At 63.2% G+C, this 16,729-nt stretch carries 20 protein-coding genes, 1 tRNA gene and 1 pseudogene; 10 read left to right on the top strand and 12 right to left on the bottom strand.

The window, feature by feature from the left end; translation table 11 throughout:
* Together EOA32_RS38680 and EOA32_RS18895 are read left to right on the top strand one after the other, a co-directional pair.
* The coding region (locus EOA32_RS38680; RefSeq protein ID WP_189407233.1) for a hypothetical protein at window positions 1-570 on the top strand (570 nt) is incomplete at its 5' end.
* A gap of 2 nt (window positions 571-572) precedes the next feature.
* Window positions 573-1,121 carry a hypothetical protein gene (locus EOA32_RS18895; RefSeq protein WP_128372547.1) on the top strand — a complete coding sequence of 183 codons (549 nt, stop codon included), beginning with the start codon at window positions 573-575 and terminating at the stop codon, window positions 1,119-1,121.
* On the opposite strand, the gene EOA32_RS18890 is transcribed toward EOA32_RS18895, so the two are convergent.
* From EOA32_RS18890 to EOA32_RS18875, 4 genes are all read right to left on the bottom strand, one after another.
* On the bottom strand, window positions 1,084-1,389 hold the full coding sequence (locus tag EOA32_RS18890) for an HTH domain-containing protein (RefSeq protein WP_128372546.1): 306 nt from the start codon (window positions 1,387-1,389) through the stop codon (window positions 1,084-1,086). The two genes, EOA32_RS18895 and EOA32_RS18890, sit on opposite strands and share 38 nt — an antisense overlap.
* 440 nt (window positions 1,390-1,829) lie before the next feature.
* A complete protein-coding gene (locus tag EOA32_RS18885) occupies window positions 1,830-2,108 on the bottom strand; it encodes a hypothetical protein (protein ID WP_128372545.1) in 279 nt (92 codons plus the stop codon).
* A gap of 278 nt (window positions 2,109-2,386) precedes the next feature.
* Window positions 2,387-2,462, bottom strand: a tRNA-Lys gene (locus EOA32_RS18880).
* A gap of 105 nt (window positions 2,463-2,567) precedes the next feature.
* Window positions 2,568-3,470, bottom strand: a complete 903-nt coding sequence (locus EOA32_RS18875) for a PhzF family phenazine biosynthesis protein (protein ID WP_095780859.1) — start codon at window positions 3,468-3,470, stop codon at window positions 2,568-2,570.
* A 132-nt stretch (window positions 3,471-3,602) separates the two neighbouring features.
* Between EOA32_RS18875 and EOA32_RS18870 the strand changes: the two genes are divergently transcribed.
* Genes EOA32_RS18870 through EOA32_RS18860 form a run of 3 tightly spaced genes read left to right on the top strand, consistent with a single transcriptional unit; the run spans window position 3,603 to window position 6,810 of the window.
* The gene (locus EOA32_RS18870; protein WP_095780860.1) at window positions 3,603-4,889 is read left to right on the top strand and encodes an efflux RND transporter periplasmic adaptor subunit; all 1,287 of its coding nucleotides are present in this window, start codon (window positions 3,603-3,605) and stop codon (window positions 4,887-4,889) included.
* Window positions 4,886-5,596 carry an ABC transporter ATP-binding protein gene (locus EOA32_RS18865; protein WP_095780861.1) on the top strand — a complete coding sequence of 237 codons (711 nt, stop codon included), beginning with the start codon at window positions 4,886-4,888 and terminating at the stop codon, window positions 5,594-5,596. The genes EOA32_RS18870 and EOA32_RS18865 overlap by 4 nt, the downstream gene beginning before the upstream one ends.
* Window positions 5,593-6,810 carry an ABC transporter permease gene (locus EOA32_RS18860; RefSeq protein ID WP_128372544.1) on the top strand — a complete coding sequence of 406 codons (1,218 nt, stop codon included), beginning with the start codon at window positions 5,593-5,595 and terminating at the stop codon, window positions 6,808-6,810. Before EOA32_RS18865 ends, EOA32_RS18860 begins: the two co-directional genes overlap by 4 nt.
* 28 nt (window positions 6,811-6,838) lie before the next feature.
* Here EOA32_RS18860 and EOA32_RS18855 read toward each other — a convergent pair whose 3' ends face one another.
* Window positions 6,839-7,558: a hypothetical protein gene (locus EOA32_RS18855; protein WP_128372543.1), complete on the bottom strand. Its 720-nt coding sequence runs from the start codon at window positions 7,556-7,558 to the stop codon at window positions 6,839-6,841.
* Window positions 7,559-7,562: 4 nt separating this feature from the next.
* Window positions 7,563-8,675, bottom strand: coding sequence for an endonuclease/exonuclease/phosphatase family protein (locus tag EOA32_RS18850; protein WP_095829682.1), 1,113 nt, complete (start codon window positions 8,673-8,675; stop codon window positions 7,563-7,565).
* Between the two features lie 162 nt (window positions 8,676-8,837).
* Between EOA32_RS18850 and EOA32_RS18845 the strand changes: the two genes are divergently transcribed.
* Both EOA32_RS18845 and EOA32_RS18840 read left to right on the top strand, forming a co-directional pair.
* Window positions 8,838-9,434: a BA14K family protein gene (locus EOA32_RS18845; protein WP_128372542.1), complete on the top strand. Its 597-nt coding sequence runs from the start codon at window positions 8,838-8,840 to the stop codon at window positions 9,432-9,434.
* Between the two features lie 164 nt (window positions 9,435-9,598).
* Window positions 9,599-9,889, top strand: coding sequence for a PilZ domain-containing protein (locus EOA32_RS18840; protein WP_128372541.1), 291 nt, complete (start codon window positions 9,599-9,601; stop codon window positions 9,887-9,889).
* A gap of 52 nt (window positions 9,890-9,941) precedes the next feature.
* Here EOA32_RS18840 and ilvC read toward each other — a convergent pair whose 3' ends face one another.
* The 3 genes from ilvC to EOA32_RS18825 form a co-directional block, all read right to left on the bottom strand.
* On the bottom strand, window positions 9,942-10,961 hold the full coding sequence (gene ilvC, locus EOA32_RS18835; RefSeq protein ID WP_128372540.1) for a ketol-acid reductoisomerase: 1,020 nt from the start codon (window positions 10,959-10,961) through the stop codon (window positions 9,942-9,944).
* 129 nt (window positions 10,962-11,090) lie between these two features.
* The gene (locus tag EOA32_RS18830; protein WP_128372539.1) at window positions 11,091-11,768 is read right to left on the bottom strand and encodes a TetR/AcrR family transcriptional regulator; all 678 of its coding nucleotides are present in this window, start codon (window positions 11,766-11,768) and stop codon (window positions 11,091-11,093) included.
* Window positions 11,769-11,892: 124 nt separating this feature from the next.
* A complete protein-coding gene (locus EOA32_RS18825; protein ID WP_128372538.1) occupies window positions 11,893-12,348 on the bottom strand; it encodes a MarR family winged helix-turn-helix transcriptional regulator in 456 nt (151 codons plus the stop codon).
* A gap of 94 nt (window positions 12,349-12,442) precedes the next feature.
* Between EOA32_RS18825 and EOA32_RS18820 the strand changes: the two genes are divergently transcribed.
* Window positions 12,443-12,748 (top strand): Rieske (2Fe-2S) protein, encoded by a 306-nt coding sequence (locus EOA32_RS18820; RefSeq protein ID WP_128372537.1) that lies wholly within the window; start codon window positions 12,443-12,445, stop codon window positions 12,746-12,748.
* Window position 12,749: 1 nt separating this feature from the next.
* Window positions 12,750-13,469, top strand: coding sequence for a glutathione S-transferase family protein (locus tag EOA32_RS18815; RefSeq protein ID WP_189407230.1), 720 nt, complete (start codon window positions 12,750-12,752; stop codon window positions 13,467-13,469).
* Here EOA32_RS18815 and EOA32_RS18810 read toward each other — a convergent pair.
* Both EOA32_RS18810 and EOA32_RS18805 read right to left on the bottom strand, forming a co-directional pair.
* Window positions 13,357-14,652 (bottom strand): NAD(P)/FAD-dependent oxidoreductase, encoded by a 1,296-nt coding sequence (locus tag EOA32_RS18810; RefSeq protein ID WP_128372535.1) that lies wholly within the window; start codon window positions 14,650-14,652, stop codon window positions 13,357-13,359. The genes EOA32_RS18815 and EOA32_RS18810 overlap by 113 nt on opposite strands.
* A 91-nt stretch (window positions 14,653-14,743) precedes the next feature.
* Window positions 14,744-15,154 carry a helix-turn-helix domain-containing protein gene (locus EOA32_RS18805; protein WP_066998811.1) on the bottom strand — a complete coding sequence of 137 codons (411 nt, stop codon included), beginning with the start codon at window positions 15,152-15,154 and terminating at the stop codon, window positions 14,744-14,746.
* Between the two features lie 166 nt (window positions 15,155-15,320).
* Here EOA32_RS18805 and EOA32_RS18800 point away from each other — a divergent pair, with 166 nt between their 5' ends.
* Window positions 15,321-16,214, top strand: coding sequence for an SDR family oxidoreductase (locus EOA32_RS18800; RefSeq protein WP_095780868.1), 894 nt, complete (start codon window positions 15,321-15,323; stop codon window positions 16,212-16,214).
* Window positions 16,215-16,248: 34 nt separating this feature from the next.
* Here EOA32_RS18800 and EOA32_RS18795 read toward each other — a convergent pair.
* Window positions 16,249-16,729, bottom strand: a pseudogene (locus EOA32_RS18795) (aldehyde reductase); the annotation flags it as partial.

The following is a 16,729-nucleotide window of genomic DNA, read 5'->3' as shown; positions in this document are numbered from 1 at the left end:
CTGGTCAATCTCGCCAACGCTGTGTTTGCCGACAGATCGCAGACCCCCGCCGCCGCTGCCGTCCAAGTGGCTGATGCAGCGAGGAAGACCGGCAAGCGCGTCACGGATCGCCTCGACGCCGCCTTTGCGCGGGTGGACACCATTATCGCGTCGATTGAAAAGGCAACGTTCGCACCGCTGCCCGATACCGTTTACGGGACCACCTACGACAAGGAGATGCGCGACTCGCTGAAGGCGCTTACCCCTTCTCAGCGTTCCAAGGAAATCGAGCAGGCCTTTGCGAGCGGCGACATGGTGCTGTTAGGTGCAATGCTGCGCGCGCCACGCATTACGACCGGCATGAGCGCGGCCGAGCTTGAGCTGCTTCGCCACAAGTTCCGCGAGAAGCACTTTCCGGTCGAGACACGGCGTTTGGATCGCTTGCGCAAGATGCGCGCGGCGAGCGAGACCGGCGGCAAGGCATTCGTCAATCTCGTGCTGCAAGCGGCCGACACCAAATTCGCCAACGGAGCCATCGCGGCGCGCGAGAAGCGTGAGCGCGCGCTGGCAGCGCATCAGCAGGGAGCATGAACATGGCTACGAAGGTTTTCCACCGCATCAGCGACGATCTGCAGCTGCGGATCAAGATCACTGTGACTGAACTAGCGTCGGTCCCCGAAGCCTACCGCGTCGCCTATATGGAGCACGACGACGGCGACCTCGAACTGTCAACCAGCGCCGCAGATTATGTACGCGACGCGCTGGCTGAGCTTGCGTCGCTCAACGCGCAGATCGAAAAGCTCAAGACCGAGGGACCGGCCAAAGTCGAATTGGAGCGGCAGCGTCGTCGCGACGATGCTGTTGATGTCGCGCTGCGCGACTCGCTCAAGAAGGCGGGAGTGAAGGCCGATCTCTTTGAAGGGGCGATGGCGCAGCTGAAGAAAGAGAACGAGTTTGAGGCAGAGACGTCTGATGACGGCAAGGGCTTCGTCGTCCTCGCTCGGACACCCTTTGGCCTGCACTCGGTCGATGCTGTCGTGGGGCGGCTGGTAGGCGAAGAGGGAGCGTGGCGCGAAAGGCGCACCGCCCCCTCTGCTGGCTACTTCAGTTCGCTTCTTGCTGGGTTGAAGGAGCCGCGCTGACGCTCTGCCCCTTGCCGAACGCGGCAGCTTTGGCTTTGGGCTTCTTAGCCTCAGCCACGCTATAGACCATCACGCCGTCCTTGAGGACACCCGAAATGGCGACACCGCTGCGCTTCACGTCGCCGATCAGCGAGTAGGCGGCCTGCCGGCTGATTGAAAGCTTTTCAGCGATAGCGGCGACGGACACGCCGCCCTCGCGCAGCATTTCCTCAACCTGGCTCTTCTTGGTGGGTGCCTTCTGGGCGATCTCTTTTTTCGTCTTGGGCATTGCTGTTCTCCTGTCTGGGTGCGTCCTTGTTCGGACGAAAACAGCAATAGGACAGCATTCCTAGTTGGTAGAGCGACTGGTAGTTGCCTGCTTCGAGACAAGCGAAAAAACCTGTCAAGCGGCGTCCCTGTGAACAGAAAAATCTTTTCTGTGAAAAGCGTGAATCAAGCGCTCGATTGGGGACACTGTTGCAGATAAGTGGAAATTCGCGAGGAACGGCGGTGTATATAGGGGGTCATCTTCAACCAGGGATTCGCCCCAAGATGACTTCTCTCCAGATCGCCTACCTCCTGATTGGCCTTTCCTACCTCCTCGCCGTGATGGCCCTGTACTCCTCCCACTAGGCCGCCCCACGCAGCAAGCATCGCGCCGCCCGCATAGTTAGGGCGGCACGCATGCTTGTCGCGCTACAGGCGGCGGCTTTGGCCGAAGCTTCGCAGCTATTCGAGACGGAAGTCAGGAAAACATTCCCGGAGGTATCTGGGGCCCGCGGGGATGCAATATTCCGTACGTCCGTTGACGCTCGCCGAGAACACGTCGATGCCAATTCGTTGCATCGTTTCTATCGCGTGCTCCACCCATTGCTCATCTGGATAACTCCGATGAGCAAAGTATTCGACGGTGCCGGGACCTTGCCGTAACAAGTCATAGAGATCGGAAAGGTCCACTGCTTCGCCGGGCATGTCCTCTAGCGAAGACATCGATTCGATCATTGCCATGTTATGTTTCTCCGTTGTAGTGCCTGCTGGAACGGAGCCCGCGACACGACACCTTAGTCGGCGGGTGCAGGCCTTTTGGCACCTGCTCTTCCGCCCCAAGGGTGTCCAGCGAAGAACTTGGAGAACGAGCTAGAAAGCTCAAGGACCATTAGATCGATAAACGGTCACGGAGTCAATCAGTGGCCCGCCCTTACTAGGCCATTACTAAGTCTAAAATCCCTCGCGAAAGAGCCTATCGGCAAATTCGCGCAAAGCCTTGTGTTGCTTGAGGTTGGGAATGGTGGGTGTGCACAGGATCGAACTGTGGACCCGCTGATTAAGAGTCAGCTGCTCTACCAACTGAGCTACACACCCACACCGCCGGGAAATCCAGCGTCGGCGGCGCATATAGCCGCCGGTTTGAGCGATGTCCAGCCCTGCCGGATCATTTCCCGACAAATCGCCGAATTGCCGCAGGTGTCACACAAAAAGCTGGCCTTCCGCCACTTTGATCGCATGGCCTCCGATGCGCGCGGAGGCCAGTTTTCCGCCGTCGACGTTGAGTTCGAGCCGGATGCGCGAGGGCCTCCCCATTTCCAGCCCCTGCTCGATCCAAAGCTGCGAGATCCCGTCCGTTGGACCGTCGAAATGCATGATGGCGCCGGCAAAGGCCGCCGCCGCGGAGCCGGTCGCCGGATCTTCGTAGGAGGGATTGCCAGGCACGATCATGCGCACATGGAAGGCGCTGTCGTGATGCACCGTCTCGCGGCAATAGACATACGGGCTGGCGAAGGTCCATTCGCTCTTGCGCGGCGCGAGTTCGGACCATGCCTGGTTGTCCAGCCTGACTTTTGCGGCCGCTTCGAGGCCGGCAACCGGAATGGTGACATAGGGCACGCCGGCCGACCAGAAGGAGACGCGGTGATTCTCGAAGCCGAGTTCGTGCGGGCCAAGGCCAAGGGCTGCGCCGATCATTTCCGGTTCGGCGGCGAGTTCCAGCCGCTCAGGCAGTTTCGCCAGGTCGAATTCGGCGAAGGTAGCGCCATCATGCTTGCTGACCGCGCAACGCACGGGGCCGATGTTCTCCTCCAACACAAAGATGCCAGTCGCTTCGCCAGCCTGCTCCGCAAGCGCGATAGCCGACCCCACGGTCGGATGGCCCGCGAACGGCATCTCATAATCGGGCGTGAAGATGCGTATACGGTTGCGATGCTTGGGATTTTCGGGCGGCAGCACGAACACTGTCTCGGACAGGTTGAATTCGCGCGCGATCGCTTGCATGGCGGCCGTATCCAGCCCCTCGCTGTCGAGCACCACCGCCAGCGGATTCCCGGCCAGCCGCTCGGTCGTAAACACGTCGTAAAGCAAGTAGTCGCGCATCATTTGGAAAACCTTCCGCCTCGTTCCGAATTTCTGCTCGATCCCAACATGAGGGAAATTTAATTTGAAATTCGAACCTCAAGGCATGATTTGTTCACGGATAGGGACATCAATTTGTCGTTATAGGGGTCCGTGGTGGACCAGCTTGTCAATCCGCCAAACGCAGAAACCGACACTTCCATCGAAACGGCCCTCGGGCTCGACCGCAAAGGCGTGAGCCGCAAGCGCAGCCGCTTCTGGCTCTACGCGCTGCTGGCGCTGGCTGTCGTGGCGGCCGCGATCGCCGGCTACCGCTGGAACGCCGTCTCGCCGCCCCGGATCGAATACACGACCGCGCCGGCGACGATTGCCGACCTGACCGTCAAGGTGTCGGCGACCGGCACGCTGCAGCCGCTGACGCAGGTCGACATCTCCAGCGAGCTTTCCGGTATCGTGCGCGCCGTCGCCGTCAACGAGAACCAGCAGGTCAAGAAGGGCGACGTTCTGGCGACGCTCGACACCGCCAAGCTCGAAGTCCAGATCGAGCGCGCCACCGCCTCGGCAAAGGCGGCGGCGGCCGCCGTCGAGGATGCCAAGGTCACGCTGCAGGAAAACCAGAACGCGGTGGTCCGCGCGAGCGCCCTCACCAAGCGCGGCATGGCGACGGATCAATCGCTTGAGGCCGCGACCGCGACACGCGATCGCTCCAAGGCCGCGCTCGACAGCGCCGAGGCCAATCTCGCCATCGCCGAAGCTGATCTGAAGGCCCAGCAGACCGACCTTGCCAAGAGCACCATCTACGCGCCGATCGACGGCATCGTGCTCACGCGCTCCGTCGATCCGGGGCAGACGGTCGCTTCTTCGCTGCAGGCGCCGGTGCTGTTCGTCATCGCTGCCGACTTGCGGAACATGGAGCTGCAGGCGGCGGTGGACGAGGCCGATATCGGCCAGGTCAAGCCCGGCCAGCATGCCCGCTTCACCGTCGATGCTTTCCCGGACCGTCCCTTCGACGCCGAGATCCGCGACATCTCCTATGCCTCCGTCACCACCGACGGCGTCGTCACTTACAATGCACGGCTGGAAGTCGACAACGGCGAACTTCTGCTCAGGCCAGGCATGACCGCCACGGTCGCGGTGGTGACCCGGCAGGCCAAGGGCGTGCTCACCGTGCCGGCCGCAGCCTTCCGTTACCGCCCGGCGCAACAGGCGGCCCGCGGCTGGAGCCTGCGCGACCTCTTTACCGGCCGCATGGGGCGCCCCAACTGGCAGCGCGAGGCGACGAAAGCGCCGATCGACGGCTCGCGCACGCTCTATGTGTTGGACAACGGACGGCCGCATGCCCTCAACGTTAGGATCGGCTCGACCGACGGTGAACTGACCGAGATCACGTCCGGCCTCGAGGAAGGCGCGGAGGTCATCACCGGCTCGCAGCAACGGAGCTGACCGTGTCCGCTCCCCTGCTCATCACCTTCGACAGTGTATGGAAGAGCTATGGCGAGGGCGAAGCGTGCGTGCACGCACTTGCCGGCGTCGATCTTGCCATCCGCAGAAGTGAGTTCGTCGCCATCATGGGACCGTCCGGCTCGGGCAAGTCGACGGCGATGAACATCATCGGCTGTCTCGACACGCCGACGGCCGGAACCTACCGCTTCATGGGCGTCGATGCCGGCCGGCTCGACCGCAACCGCCGCGCCCTGTTGCGCAACCTTTATGTCGGCTTCGTCTTCCAGGGCTACAATCTCCTGCCCCGCACCACGGCGGCGGAAAATGTCGAGCTGCCTCTGATCTATCGCGGCGTTTCCGCCCGCGAGCGCCGGGAGCTGGCCATGCAGGCGCTCGCCCAGGTCGGACTTGTCGGGCGCGAACATCACACGCCGGCCGAGCTCTCGGGCGGCCAGCAACAGCGCGTGGCGATCGCGCGTGCCATCGTCACCAAACCGACTCTGCTCGTCGCCGACGAGCCCACCGGAAATCTCGACACCGCGCGCACGCACGAAATAATGGAATTGCTGACCAGGTTGAACGCCGAACTCGGCCTCACCATCGTTATGGTCACGCACGAAGCCGACGTCGCGGCATATGCCGGGCGCACGGTGCGCTTCCTCGACGGCCACGTCGCTTCAGATACAGCGAAAGCCGAGGCAGCATGATCTGGGAAACCGTCCGCCTTTCGCTGATTTCCATCCGCCGGAACGTGCTGCGCTCGTTCCTGACCCTGCTCGGCATCGTCATCGGCGTCGCCGCGGTCATCGCCATGCTCACCATCGGCTCCGGCACCACCGAGAAGGTCAAGGCCGACATCTCGAAACTCGGCAGCAACCTGCTCGTCGTCCGCTCGGGCCGTCCGGCAGGGCCTGGCGGCCCGGGCGGGCTCGACCAGGTCACCCGACCGCTGGCCGCCAAGGACCTCGAAGCACTGGTTGCCCATCTCAGCGGCGCACGCGCCATCGCACCGGCGTCGCAAAAACAGGTGCGGGTCATCTTCGGCACGGAGAGCCTGACGTCGGGCGTTACCGGCACCGACAGCGCCTATCTCGACGCGCGCGACTGGAAGCTGGTGTCGGGCCGCCCCTTCAGCGATTCCGAGGCGCGCGCCGGCGCCGGCGTCTGCCTGATCGGCGAGACGGTGCGGCAGCAGTTCTTCGGCGCCGGCGATCCGGAGGGGGAGACGATCCGCGTCAACCGCACCTCCTGCCGGATCATCGGCCTGCTCGAGCCGAAGGGTTACACCGGCTTCGGCCAGGATCAGGACAATGTCGTGCTGATGCCGCTGGCCGCCTACCAGCGGCGCATCGCCGGCAACCGCGACATCGACTCGATCTACATCGCCGCCGACGACAGGACGCCGACCACCGAACTGCAGCCGCGCGTCGAGGACATCCTGCGCGACACGCGCCGCATCACGCCGGACCGCGATGCCGATTTCTCGATCCGCGACATGACCCAGATCGCCGACGCCATGGCAAGCGCCACCACCACCATGACCGGCATGCTGGGTGCCGTCGCCGGCGTCAGCCTTCTGGTCGGCGGCATCGGCATCATGAACATCATGCTGGTATCGGTCACTGAGCGCACGCGCGAGATCGGCATCAGGCTGGCGATCGGCGCGCACGAAAAACACATCCTGATCCAGTTCCTGGTCGAGGCGACGGTGCTGTCGCTGGTCGGCGGCATCATCGGCATCCTGATCGGACTTGCGCTCGCAGGCCTGGCCTCGGTGACGCTGACGATACCCTTCGCGCCGAGCCCGGCGGTCATCCTGCTCGCCGTCGGTTTTTCGGCGCTGATCGGCATGGTGTTCGGCTTCTTCCCGGCATTGCGCGGCGCGAGGCTCGATCCGATCGAGGCGCTAAGGCACGAGTGAACCGCCGCGTCGTCGGCCCGTGATCGAGTCAGACCAGCTCGTTGGCGAAATGCCACTCGATCAGCGGCTTCATGTGCCCCATCAGCCCGACCGGCAGGTCGGTTGCGTTGCGGATGATGACCGGACCTTCGATCTCGGGCTCCGCTTCGGTTGCAACGAAGGCGCTGATGCGCCGCGCAAGCTCTTCCGCCGGCTCGGGAACGTGATAGCGGCGGAAGATCACCGTGCCGCTCGAAGTCGACAGCGCATAGTAGCGCTGTCCGCGGGCGGCGCCCGACAGATCGATCCCGGTTTCCTCGCCCACCTCGCGGATCATGTTGAAATCGATATCGACGACGCCGTCGCGGAAATCGATCGGCTCGAAGGAGCCGGCGGCGAAATAGACGCGGCCGGCGTTCACCGTGTGCGAGCCCATCCGGATCGCCACCAGCGCATTGTCGCCGGCAACCAGCACGGCGTGCGCATAGGCATGTTCGGCGCCGCTCAGCTCCCGGTTTTTGCGCCACAGCATGAAAGTCGAGTACTTCACCGCATGACAGCGACCGATGAGCCGGCTGTCGCGATAGCTCAGCGCTGAAAGCAACACCACGGTGCCGTCATATAGCGCCGGCTTCATCTCCATTTCGCGGCGCCAGTTTTCCGCGATCGCTGTCTGATTGTCGCGCTCGAACGGATGCGGGCTGGCAACGAGCCGTACGTCGACCGCGTCGACCGGCAAAATGACATTGCGCGGCAGGTCGAAGCTCACGGGCTCAGGCCATGTCCAGGTTGATCACCACCGGGCAATGGTCGGAGGCCTTCGGCCTGTCCCACCCGGCACGCGGAAAACGCTCGACTTCCTGGCCAGGCGGAAAGATGGTGCGCCAAGGCTGACCGTTGCGGATGATCTCCGGAACCGCGGTGGCGTTCTTCGCCGCCAAGGCCTTCGACAGCAGGATATAGTCCAATTGGCACAAATGCCGCTCTTGCGGGCCGCGCGTGTGATAAAAACTCCAGCGGTCCATCTCGGGCCGCCGCTCGACGACATTTTCGCAAAAGCCGCCGGCGGTCAGAACGTTGATCGAGGACTGGGCTTCGTCGACGACGTGGAAGCGATAGCCGTCGAAGCTGTCGCCTTCGATCTTCACGCGCTGCCGATAATCATTCATGTCGCCGCAGATTGCCCAGCGCTTGTCGGCCGCATGGTCCTTGCCGAAGCGGTCCTCGATGATGCGGCGCACGGCCTGCGCCTCGGCGATGCGCAGTGGCATCGTCGCCTCGCGGCCATCGAGCCCGTTGCGCGGCGAGCCCATTGACTTGAAATGCACGAGATACAGCGTAAGCGGCACGCCGCCGACCGTTATGTCGATTTCCAGGCAGTCGCGCCGGAAGACGCGTTCGGTGGCCAGGTGCCCGAACGCCGCCAGCTCCGGCGTGAACAGTCCGAACTGCTCGAACGTGACATAGGCATGGCTGGTCATGCGCACGAATTCGATCGGCTGCCCCTGCGCGGTCTCGTTGCGCATCATCACGGCGACGTCGATGCCGCGGGAGTCGTTGCCGGCGGTGGTGTATTTCTGACGATAGCCCTGCCCGATCATCTTGAAGAGATAGCCATATTCGAAGGCCTTCAGCCCCTCGATGTTATCCACCTCCTGCATGCAGATGACGTCGGCGCGTGTCGCGGCTATGGCGAGCGCGGTAAGCTGGCGGGTGTCGTCGGACTGGGCGATCGCGCGCGCCTGTTCGAGCAGCCTGTATTCTGCTTCGCTCTGGATGTCGAACAGCGCCAGTGTTCGGTCCTCGTTGAGCTGGTTGCGATAGCCGGAGAAGTCGAACCTGTTCATCAGGTTCTCGACATTGAAGGTGGCGAGGCGCAGCGACATGGCCGAGACCTTTGCCCGCAAGCAATGGCGAACACAAGAGCAGACGCACGCCCGTTATGGTTGACGGAACCTTTCTGTTCATCTTCCGTTCAGATGGAAAGTTCCATCAATAGGCCTATTCCCGAGCGTTTTGGGCGTGGGGCCTTACTCGTGGAGAGTGAAATGAAACCGCTCTTGTCTTCCCTTGGATCCGGGCTTCTGGCCTTGGGTCTCTCCGCTGGGCTGACGGTGCCGTCGATTGCCGGCCCGGTCCTGCAGCCCGATATGTCGACCGTGACCAGCACGGCCGCATCCACCATCATTCCCGTTCGCGACAGTTGGGCCGGCGGCAACGACCGGCGGCAGATGTATGACTGGCGCTGGCGGCGCGGCGGTGACTGGCGCGGCCGCGATTTTAGATGGCGTGGCGGCGACTTCCGCGCACGTCATTTCTCCCGCAACTGGGATGGAGATCGCAATTGGCGCTGGCGGCATCATCGCCATCATCGCCATCGCCACTTCGACAGCGGGGGCGCGGCCATCCTTGGGCTCGGCCTAGGCCTCGGCCTCGGCAGCCTCGCCTACAACAATTTCTACAATCCCTATTATTACGATCCCTATCCGCGCTACTATCAGCCGCGGCGCATTTACCGGACCGAGCGGCTTTCCAGGGCCCATGTCCAATGGTGCTACGACCGCTACCGGTCCTATCGGGCCTGGGACAACACATTCCAGCCCTATAACGGCCCGCGCCGGCAGTGCATTTCGCCCTTTATCTGAGCCCCTCGGCACGAAGCTCAACGGCGCCCGGCGGGCGCCGTTTCTTTTTGTCAGGGCGCGCCCGACGGCGACGCGATAACCTTAAATTTAGCAGATGCGTCTATCCGTAATGCGGTGCCCCATATGACGATCGCCAGGCTGCGATCCGCTAGGACGACTCCGCCATGACCGAGAACGAGTTGAGAGGCAAGCGCCGGCAACGCGTGCTGAAGGGCGCGGCGATCCTGACCGGCATCAACAATTCCGGGGTCATGTGCACGGTGCGCAACATGCATCCTGGCGGCGCCGAACTGAAGCTGCCGATCGAGGCGCATGTGCCCGACGAATTCCTGCTTTACGTGACGAAGGACCGGATCGGCTACAAGGCGATCGTCCGCTGGCGCCGCGACGACCGCATCGGCGTGGAATTCGCGGGCACCGAGCCGAAGCCGCATTGGCATTACGGTGGAGCGTGAGAGAAGCCGGCGGATCGCTCCGCCGGCTTTCACGAAGCATGAATAGACCGAATTAATTTTTCGCCTTGTCGACCAGCTTGTTCTTGGCGATCCACGGCATCATCGCGCGCAGCTTCGCGCCAACCTCTTCGATCTGATGACTGTCGTTGTTGCGGCGAATGCCCTTGAAGCGTGACAGGCCGGCGCGATATTCCTGCATCCATTCCGAGGTGAATTTTCCGGTCTGGATATCCTTCAGGATGCGCTTCATCTCGGCCTTGGTGTCGGCCGTGATGATGCGCGGACCGGAGACATATTCGCCCCATTCGGCGGTATTCGAGATCGAGTAGTTCATGTTGGCGATGCCGCCCTCATAGATGAGGTCGACGATCAGCTTCACCTCGTGCAGACACTCGAAGTAGGCCATCTCCGGCGCGTAGCCGGCTTCCACCAGCGTCTCGAAGCCGGCGCGGATCAGCTCGACCAAACCGCCGCACAGCACCACCTGCTCGCCGAACAGATCGGTCTCGCATTCCTCGCGGAAATTGGTCTCGATGATGCCGGAACGGCCGCCGCCGACGCCACAGGCATAGGAGAGCGCGAGGTCGAGCGCATTGCCCGAGGCGTCCTGGTTGACGGCAACCAGGCACGGCACGCCGCCGCCCTTCTGATATTCGCCGCGCACGGTATGGCCGGGGCCCTTCGGCGCGATCATGACCACGTCGACCGAAGCCTTCGGCTCGATCAGGCCGAAATGCACATTGAGGCCGTGCGCGAAGGCGATGGCGGCGCCGTCGCGGATGTTCGGCGCGATCTCTGATCTGTAGATGTCGGCCTGCAATTCGTCGGGCGTTGCCATCATCATCAGGTCTGCCCACTTGGCGGCTTCCGCCACGCTCATCACTTTCAGCCCGTCGGCCTCGACCTTGTTGGCGGTCGCCGAGCCGGCCTTCAGGCCGATGGCGATCTCCTTGACGCCGGAATCCTTGAGGTTGAGCGCATGCGCCCGGCCCTGGCTGCCATAGCCGATGATGGCGACCTTCTTACCCTTGATCAGATTGAGATCGGCGTCACGATCGTAATAGACACGCATTTCGTCTTCCTTCCCGTTTTGAAGATCAGAGCATGATGCCGAAAAGTGTGAAGCGGTTTTCGGACGACATCATGCTCTATCTCTTGGATTTGGAGCCGGATTCAGATTTCAGGTCGACTTGACCTGAAATCATCCGGCTCCGGGGCCTTGCGGCCGGTTGTTTGCTCTCCCGGTCCTTGAGCCGTAAAGAGCGAGAAACTGCCGCGTCGCGCGGGCGGCATCGCCGCCGATCGTCGCCTCGGTCAATTGCAGCCGGTCGCCGAGCAGAAGCCGCATCTGCACGTCGCGGCCGACCAGACCGAAAAACGTCCGGAACGCCGTCTCGGCGTCGTCTAAGTCGAGCAGCCCGGCCTCGCGTCCCGCTTCGAGCACGGGCTTCAGACGCCTGGCCAGCGCGAAACGCCCATTCTGCAGCACGATCGCGCCAAGGTCATCCTTCCCGGAGCCGGCATGGCCGACCGCGACACGGTTGAGCGCGATAGACGTATCGCTGGAGATGACCCTCAGCCAGTCGGAAGCGAAGCGTTCGAGGCTTGCGGTCAGCCAGGCGAGGTCGAGGCCTTTGCGGTCGACCGGCGCTACGCGCACTTTCGAGGCCTGCCATTGCACCGTCGCCGTCAGCAGCCCGTCGCGGTCGCCGAACCATTTGTAGAGTGTTTCCTTGGAGCAGCTTGCCCGCCGCGCCACCGCGGTCATGGTCAGGTTGTCGCCCTCTTCGACCAGTAGGCGAAGTGCTGCGTCCAGAACGGCCTGCTGCCGCTCGGTAAGCGTTTCGCTGCTGTCGGTGTCGGCGGCGGCTTGCAACACGTTTTCACCCGTTTCCGGTCGCTCATGCGTACCGTACGTTACGGTTCGGCTTATTGCGCATTCGGGTTTCCAACGCAAGGGGCTGCGGCGAAAAAATCTGACGGTACCCACAAAGAGTCGTGAGCTAATCGCCGGCCAGTGGCTCGCGCAGCCGCCCGAGCAGTGCAGCCAGCGTTTCCAGCTCCTTGGCGGAAAGCTTGTCGCCCATCAGTTCGGCTATGGAGGCGCCATAGACCGCCCAGATGCGGCGGCGCATCTCCCGGCCGCTTGGCGTGATGCGCACTGTCTGGCCACGGCCGTCATCCGAGACAGGCAGCTTTTCCAGCAGGCCATCCGCTTCCAGCCGGGCCAGCAGTCGCGACACGCTGTACTGCGCCAACAGAACGCGATCGATCAGCTCGAACGGCCGCAAGCCGCCCTCGCCCGCCTCGGCAAGCTCGTGCAGCACGTCGTACCAGGCGAGCGGCGGCAAGCCGCCGGCTTTCAGGGCATACTCGGTCTTTTCGACCAGCTGGCGCGAAACGCGCATCAGGCGGCCCCAGGCTTTGACGGCCTCGGGCGGAAGAGATTTTCTCGTCATCGAGGAACTTTATTCGATAGATGCAATTGCATCAAGCTTGACGGTCGATGCAAATGCATTCACATAGATGCAATTGCATCGATAGGGGTTCCCGATGAAACATGAGATCTGTAAAGTGGCCGACATCCCGCAGACGGGCGGCCTGATCGCGCCTTTCTTCGGCCGCGACGTCCACGTCTGGCGCAGCGGCGAACGTGTCCGTGCCGCGGCCAATGCCTGCCTGCATTTCGGCGGGCCGCTCGACTGCAAGGACGGCGCCTTCATCTGCCAGTGGCACGGCGCCCGCTTCGACATGCAAAGCGGCGAGCGCCTCGTAGGCCCGGCGCCGAAGGGCTCGCGCCTGATGTTCCTGTCGACCCGCGTCGAGGACGGCGCGCTGAACTATGTCTGGGGAGAATAGGATGACGGCCAAACTCACCCTCGTCAGTCATCACCTTTGCCCCTACGTCCAGCGTGCGGCAATCGCCCTCGCCGAGAAAGGCGTGCCGTTCGAGCGCGTCACTGTCGACCTTGCCAGCAAGCCCGACTGGTTCAAGGCTATCTCGCCGCTCGGCAAGGTACCGCTGCTCTGCGTTCGAAACGGCAGCAAGGAGGAGATCATTTTCGAATCCGTCGTCATTCTCGAATTCCTCGAGGAGACGCAGGCCAATCCGTTGCACCCGGCCGATCCGCTCATGCGGGCCAGGCACCGCTCCTGGGTCGAATTCGGTTCGGCCATCCTCAACGCCATCGGGCGCTTCTATTCCGCCGCCGATGAGGCCGGCTTCCTCGAGGAAAGCAGCGGCTTGTCGGAACTGTTTGAGCGTGTCGAGGCAGAACTGTCGGCAAGGCGGAGCGGTCCGTGGTTTGCCGGGAAGCGCTTCTCGCTGGTCGACGCCGTCTACGGGCCGATCTTCCGCTACTTCGACACGTTCGACGAGATCGGCGCTTGCGGCATCCTGGACGGTAAGCCTCTCGTCCAGGCCTGGCGCAAGGCGTTGAGCGACCGGCAATCGGTGAAGGAGGCTGTCAGTCCGGACTATCCGCTGCGGCTGCACGCCTTCCTTCGGGCAAAGGCATCCTATCTTTCGCGAATGATCCGGCTGCAGGCCATTGCGATTCCGCAAGCCCGATCAGCCTGAACGGGTCGATCACCGTTCCCGCGACCATGGCGGCGAGCAACTGCGGCACCGGCGGGATCTTCGCCAGCGCCGCCACCAGCCGGTCGCGCACGAACGGCAACACGACGGAGTCCGACTGGTAGAACGGCGTCAACGACAACGACAGCGCCTGGAATACCCGCACGTGCCAGCGGCGTGCCCTTGCATAGGTCATCAGCGCTTCGTCGATGTCGCTCGTTCGCGCCAGGGCATGGCTGAGTGCTGCCGCGTCAAGCAGCGCCATGTTCGCGCCTTGCCCGAGCTGCGGACTGGTCGAATGCGCGGCGTCGCCGATAACCGCCAGACGTCGGCCGGCCGGCAGCCTCATCGTGTGGTGGCCGTAGCGGGCCAGCGAGAGCTGCTCGAAACTGTCGATCTGGCTGGTGAAGGCCTCGCATTCTGGCCAGACCGAAACAACCTTCGCCTTCCAGGCGCCCAGACCTTCGGCTCTCACCTGTTCCGCTCCGGCCGGCTTGAGGCTCCAGAAGAAGGCAGCCATGGCTCCGGCGCCAGTATCCGGCCGGCCGATCGGCAGCACGCCGACCATGATGCTTGCCTTGTCGTAGCGCTGCAGCAGCGCCTTTTCGTCAAAACCGTCGCGCCATCCGAGTGAGGCCCAGAACGCGCCATAGGCGAGCGGACGCGGCACAGCCGTGTCGCCAAGGCATTGCCGCAGCCTGGAGCGCCCGCCGCTGGCGTCGACGACCAGATCGAAAGACCCCAGCCGCTTTCCGTTGGCGCAGACCGGCCGCGCACGTTCACCCGTCTCCAGCGTCTCGATCTCGACATTGGTTTCGATGGGAATTTCCGCGCGCCGGGCAGCGCGATAGAGTACGCCGAAGAGCGCTGCCCGGTGCACCGCGAGACCGAAGCGGCGACCGCGGCGCGCGTCATAGCGGACATCGAGCACTGTTCGCCCGCTTTTGGCATCGGTCCCGTGTAGCCGCTCGATACGGCTCCCTAGCGAAAGAATCTCGTCAAGCAGCCCGAGATCGGCGAGCGCCGTCAGCCCGGTCGGCTGCAGCATCAGCCCCGAACCGACGGGCTTCGGCTCGTCGAAGCGCTCGAAGACGGTGACCTTATGCCCTGCCCGCCTGAGATAGAGCGCCGCAGCCAGTCCGGCCGGCCCCGCGCCGGCGATCGCTATCTCGTAAGGCTTGTCCATTGCGCCCAAACCCGAACCGGCGAGGAACAATCCCGCACCGAAAGCGCGAGATCAAGAGGCGCTTTGACGCTTGTATCGGGGGAGGAAAGGCTCAGGCCTGCGCGGCATCGAAGGCGACGCGCGCCTCACGAACGGCATCGTGGTTGAGCTCGGCCCATTGGATCAGCATCTGCAATGGCGCAAACATCGAGCGGCCGAGATCGGTGAGGCTGTATTCGACGCTCGGCGGCTTGGTCGGAAAGACTTCGCGATGCACATAGCCGTCGCGCTGCAGATCGTAGAGCGTCTGCGTCAGCATACGCTGCGAAATGTCGGGCACCAGGCGGCGCAACTCCCCGAACCGGTACGGCTTCTCGGCCAAAGCCATGACCAGCAGCGAGCTCCATTTGCCGCTGATGCCCTGGATCACATCGCGGACCGGGCAGTCGGCGAAATTGCCGCCGCCGGTCATGGCTTTGTAGACCTCGAGCTTCGATTTCAGACTGAAGATCTTGCTGTCCATCGCGACATCCATTGATCGAAACGGCGACCCGCCGGTGGTTCCCCGGCTGTGCCTACCTCCCGGAAAACTGCCTTCTTTACGGCCCCTGGTCAATTCTTATTTTAGTGCTGGTCTCTTTTTGAGACCATCGTTCAGACCCCTTCGACGCAAATTTCAGGAACTTCCCATGACCGAAACTCTCCTTGTCACCGGCGCTTCCGGCCATCTCGGCCGCGCCGTGATCAACCATCTGCTCGATGCGCAGAAAGTCGCGCCGGCAAATATCATCGCAACCACGCGCAATCCCGAAAATCTCGGCGACCTGGCAGTCCTCGGAATTGTCGTCAGGCCGGCCGATTTCGACGATCCGGCCTCGCTGGAGCGCGCGTTCAAAGGCGCCGACCGAGTGCTGATCGTCTCGACCGGTGAGCTCGACCTGAAGAGCGACCGGCGCCTCAAGCAGCATCAGGCCGCGGTGGCCGCAGCCAAGGCGGCAAGCGTCTCGCACCTCCTCTACACCTCGATGCCCAATCCCGAGCCGGTCTCGCCGGTGCTGTTTGCCGGCGACCACTACGGCACCGAGCAGGCCATCAAGGCGAGCGGCATTCCCTACACCATCTTCCGCAACGGCTGGTACCAGGAGAACCTTTTCATGGCGCTGCCGCACGCCATTTCGTCGGGCAAGTGGTACACGTCGGCCGGCGACGGGCGGATCGCGCACGCCGCGCGCGACGACATGGCCGCCGCGATCGCCGCGAGCCTCGCTTCCGGCTCGACGGAGCCCCGCGTCTACACGCTGACCGGCCCGCATGCCTACACGACGAACGAAATTGCCGCTCTGGTGAGCGAAGTCACCGGCAAGCCGCTGGAGGTTATCCAATTGCCTGACGAGGCTTTGACCGAGGGCGTCAAGGCGGCCGGCCTTCCCGAGGACTTTGCGCGCATTGTCGTATCCTTCGACGCCAACACACGCTCCGGCCGTATCGGCATGGTGACCGACGCTATCGAGACGTTGTCGGGCCGCAAGCCGAAGACGCTGAAGCAGTTCCTGGAAGGGAACAAGGCCGCACTGCTTGGCTGAACCGTTGCGCCTGGGAGGTACCCTCCCGGGCGCGTCACCTCGACTTTTTGAGCAATCCGAGCCGGACCAAGCTTTCGCCGGTGGCGACGAGCGCTTCTTCGCGCGATCGCGGCGCCCAGCCGAGCATGCGCATGGCCTTGGCCCCGGTTGCGTTCCTGGCCTTGCCCAATTCCGTCACGATCTGAGCCGCTTGCCCGTCGAACAGTCCGACGGTCCGGACCAGCCAGTCCGGCAGCATTCTCGTCGTAACGCGCGACGCAACGCTGCCCAGCCGCGATTTCAACGTTTGTGCGATCGCCAGCGTCGTCATGAAATCGCCGCTGATGGCGAGGAACCGCTCCCCCTTGGCGGCGGGACTGCTCATGGCGCGCAGATGCAGATCCGCCACGTCCCGCACATCGACCACACCGAACACCATGCGCGGCAGACCAGGCATCTCGCCGTCCAGCAAGCGCTTGATGAAGTCCGTCGAGGTCGAATGATCCGGCCCCAGGACCGGTCCAAATATCCCGACC

This window comes from Mesorhizobium sp. M1A.F.Ca.ET.072.01.1.1, assembly GCF_004023325.1.
Taxonomy (GTDB): Bacteria; Pseudomonadota; Alphaproteobacteria; order Rhizobiales; family Rhizobiaceae; genus Mesorhizobium.
This window is presented reverse-complemented; position numbering and strand designations above follow the sequence as displayed.